Annotated in this window: 3 protein-coding genes and 1 pseudogene; 1 reads left to right on the top strand and 3 read right to left on the bottom strand. The window is 36.5% G+C overall.

Annotated features, from left to right (window positions below):
- Together B4237_RS15075 and B4237_RS15080 are read right to left on the bottom strand one after the other, a co-directional pair.
- Positions 1 to 144, bottom strand: a pseudogene (locus B4237_RS15075) (thioredoxin TrxC); the annotation flags it as partial.
- Positions 145 to 1,041 carry an alpha/beta hydrolase gene (locus tag B4237_RS15080; protein WP_023013561.1) on the bottom strand — a complete coding sequence of 299 codons (897 nt, stop codon included), beginning with the start codon at positions 1,039 to 1,041 and terminating at the stop codon, positions 145 to 147. It lies immediately after the preceding pseudogene.
- A gap of 123 nt (positions 1,042 to 1,164) precedes the next feature.
- Between B4237_RS15080 and B4237_RS15085 the strand changes: the two genes are divergently transcribed.
- Positions 1,165 to 1,500: a TIGR01244 family sulfur transferase gene (locus tag B4237_RS15085; RefSeq protein WP_004881589.1), complete on the top strand. Its 336-nt coding sequence runs from the start codon at positions 1,165 to 1,167 to the stop codon at positions 1,498 to 1,500.
- Positions 1,501 to 1,561: 61 nt separating this feature from the next.
- Here B4237_RS15085 and B4237_RS15090 read toward each other — a convergent pair whose 3' ends face one another.
- A complete protein-coding gene (locus B4237_RS15090; protein WP_278596331.1) occupies positions 1,562 to 3,553 on the bottom strand; it encodes a hypothetical protein in 1,992 nt (663 codons plus the stop codon).
- Positions 3,554 to 3,780: the final 227 nt, after the last annotated feature.

Raw genomic sequence — 3,780 nt, forward strand, 5'->3', positions numbered from 1 at the left:
AAAATGACTAAAATTTTGCTCGTTTAATTCAATCGGTTCATGTGGCAATAGCGGTTGATGACATTGCCCACAATTAGGATTTACGGCAAGTTTTTCTTCTGGCACACGATTTTTTGCACCACATGATGTACAGACAATAATCATTTACATCACTCCTATATGTTGATGTAAAAATTCTAATTGGGTTGTGACTGCTTTTTCAAACCAAGTCCCATGATAAATATCGAAATGCTTCATATCCCACTCATGATAGCTCACAAAAGGAGCAATATTTGTAGCTGCCTCTCGACTTGAAGCAATAGGAATCAAAGAGTCTTGTTTTGCAGCAATAAATAAGACTGGAATATTAATTTTTCTAACAAATTGAATCGGACGATAACGCATTAAATTAAAGAAAACACGTGCAGGGACTTCCCCACTCCAATAATAATCAGGATTTACAATAGAATGATAACCATAATAGCTATCCGATGTAGGTAAAAAACAGAGTTTATACTGATCGACAACAGGAAGAGTTTTAGGCACTAATCCCATTTTAGACCCCATATAATCCTGACTTGAACGTTTCAAAGCTTCAGGGTAGCGTTGCAAGGGGTATAACTTTGCAGTTTCAGCACCATCTACATATGGCACTTGAACCATGACCGCCTGAATATTCTTTAAGTCGGTAGCTAGGCTCAATGCATAGCCACCACTCAATGAGGTTCCCCAAAGAATAATACGCCGACTATCGATTAATTTACAATTTGATGCATACTGGACAATTGTTTTCCAATCATCTAATTGAGAGCTTAAAGACACTAGTTCGCGTGGTTTACCAGTGCTCCCCCCCCAATAACGATAATCGAATAAGATCACAGCATAACCCGCATGAGCAAACCTTTGTGCATATTGAATGAGCTTAAACTGACGCAATCCAGCAAATCCATGAGCCATAACTATTACAGCTGGCTTTATAGTCGTTTTCGGAAGGTAAAAGTCAGCAGCAATCGTTTCATCACCACTAGGAACATACAAAGGCTCGACTGTATAGGTTTGCATGCGCGCTCCGTTGCGTTATCTTTTTGCTTATCATCGTTTATTTACTATAGACATTTAAACTCAAGATTAAGCTTAATGCTATGATAGAGCATAAAATGTTTTGTTTATTTTTGGAGTGACAAGATGTCAGAGAATGTTGGTTTTGCAGGTCAAATTGGTCCAGAACATGTAGAACAAGTTGTAGAAAAAGGCTTTAAATCTATTATTAATAACCGCCCAGACATGGAAGGTGGTTCAGAACAACCAACAAGTGCTCAAATTGAAGAATCTGCTCGTGGGGCTGGTCTAGATTATGTTTATCAGCCGGTTGTTGCTGGACAAATTACTGAACTCGATGTCCGCACATTTGCAAACCACTATAATGAATTGCCAAAACCAATCCTTATGTTCTGTCGTACTGGCAACCGTTCGAATAATTTATATCAGTTAGCCAAACAGATGGATTTACTGGATGATTAATCGGTAGTTGATATATAAAAAACAGTGCCGTAGCACTGTTTTTTATAATAAATCTAAATTTTTATTGATAATTAACAAAAATAGTTGAAACCTTACCATCTGGAGAGGTTACCGCAACTTTAAAAGTATCACCCACTGCACATTCTTTTAGGCGATAGCCATACAATGTCTGCGTACTGTTCTTAAATGTTGTCGGTGTTAAGAGATTAAATACATTTGCGACCGGTGAACTACCTTGAACAAACTCTGCCACACAAGACAAATCATTGTTTTTGGTATTATCTTCAGCAGTTACATTCACAGTTGAACCTGTAGGCATAGGAACACTTTGTGCGCTATTTCCATATAGATTAAAAGATAACAAATTACCGCTAGCATTTACATTGGTAAAGATCGCTGTATTTTCAGCGAATGCAAACAATAATTGTTGGCGAAGGATAGCATCTAAATTTTTACTACATGTATTTGCAATGTTTGGTTGAGCAATAGTTGATGGTGCACAGGCTTCTGTTCCAGCATTACGTCTATAAACAAACTCGCCATTATTTGAATTATAGACTTCATCTTCATTATCATCTCTGAAAAAGTCACCAATATTTGTATTGTTACCCAATATATCTGTCAACGCATCTACGCCAGCAGTATATAAATTATCACCATTTTTATCGATATAAGATTTATCACCTTCGACATATGCCAATACCGTTACGCGATTATCTAAAGGGCGAGGGTCTTGTACTGATAGAGTTACCGAACAACGCCCATCAGCTGTAGAACAATTAGGTGTGACAACCCCACCCTCACTTACAAAGCTAACAACTGTTCCATTTGGTACAGGGTTACCATTACGGTCTCTTAACATCACATTGATCGTTGCACTATCACCATCAATTCTATTCTGTAAAGCATTTTTACTTACTGATAAGCTAAAACCGTCTTGAGTTGCACGCCCTGTTGATACAGCAACATTTTTAGATAATGCAAATACATTTAAATTAGAGACTAATGTAGCCTTTATTTCCACAGGCCCAGGCTTATCACCTGGATACAAAGTGACAACTACTTTACCATTTGGATCACTTTTCACTGTCTTAATATTCTGATTTCCTAAAGATATAAAACTTAAGTCTTCAGGAGCACGTAATAACTCGATCTGAACATCCTTATTTGCAGCAGGCACACCATTCGAATAAAGAGTAAATTCAACTTGACCAGATGAAGCTGAACCACTGCTGTTGATGCCTAAACTCACTGCTTCAGATGTATATACAATTGAGTTTGCCTCAATAGCAGCAATATTAATTTTAACTTTAGACTCGGGAATATTCGAACCACTTGCTGTAATTGTTTGCTCACCCTCACATAGTTTACCAGCAGCATCAATTGACTTATAAGAAGTTGTCACATCTCCCTGATTTGAGGATACAATTGTCGCAGGCTCGAACGTACCACATGTCGCATTGAAATTTACAGTGACATTATTTTGATTAACTTTTGTAATCGCATCTTGAGTCTTTAAAGTAATATTAGTTGAAGCGCCAGATTCTAATAATCCATTTGCAGCCATCATTCCAACTAAAACAATATTACTTGCTTGTAAAGCAAAATTATAAGGTTTGGTGGTTGCTGACAAACCATTATGACTAACCGTAGCAGTAATTTGATATGCACCTGTAGCATTCAAATCTTGAGGTTTGATTGAAATACTCGCTTCACCATCTGCATTGGTAAGAACAGCACCATTACTGGTACCAAAGACAACACCACCACCGCTAAATGTAACAATCGCGCTACTTACCCCCTTTCCTGAAGCATCTGTCACTTTAACTTTAGCAGTAACACCAGCTGCTGTAATAGAGGTCACAACTGTATCATTAGCATCATACAGTACAATATCTGCTATATTAATTGTAGTTACAGGATTTTGGCCATTTTCACCGCCTGAGTTATTACTATTATTTGAACCATAGTAACCATCTCCCCCACCACAACTTGCTAATAAAATTGATACAGTAATTACCGACAACTTTGATACAAGCTGTTTTTTATTCATCATCATTCCTTTATATCCCCAACCCAACCCCAATATGGAATAAGATTTTTTTCATTATAAAAATATGCCTAATGTAACCATACTATTAATTTTCTGTAAATATACTTTATTTCTAAGCAAGCATAATTAAAGTGAAATCAGTCAAACTATTTTATTAAATCGAGATATTTCTAGAACTTATTAACAAATAAATAATGAACATAATAAATTTAGAATCAAAGAAGACA

Source organism: Acinetobacter sp. UBA6526 (assembly GCF_002434875.1).
In the GTDB taxonomy this organism is placed as follows: Bacteria; Pseudomonadota; Gammaproteobacteria; order Pseudomonadales; family Moraxellaceae; genus Acinetobacter; species Acinetobacter venetianus.

Coding starts and splice junctions, on each gene's coding strand:
- B4237_RS15080 (WP_023013561.1), bottom strand. CDS start 1,041: ATGCAAACCTATACAGTCGAGCCTTTGTATGTTCCTAGTGGTGATGAA.
- B4237_RS15085 (WP_004881589.1), top strand. CDS start 1,165: ATGTCAGAGAATGTTGGTTTTGCAGGTCAAATTGGTCCAGAACATGTA.
- B4237_RS15090 (WP_278596331.1), bottom strand. CDS start 3,553: ATGAATAAAAAACAGCTTGTATCAAAGTTGTCGGTAATTACTGTATCA.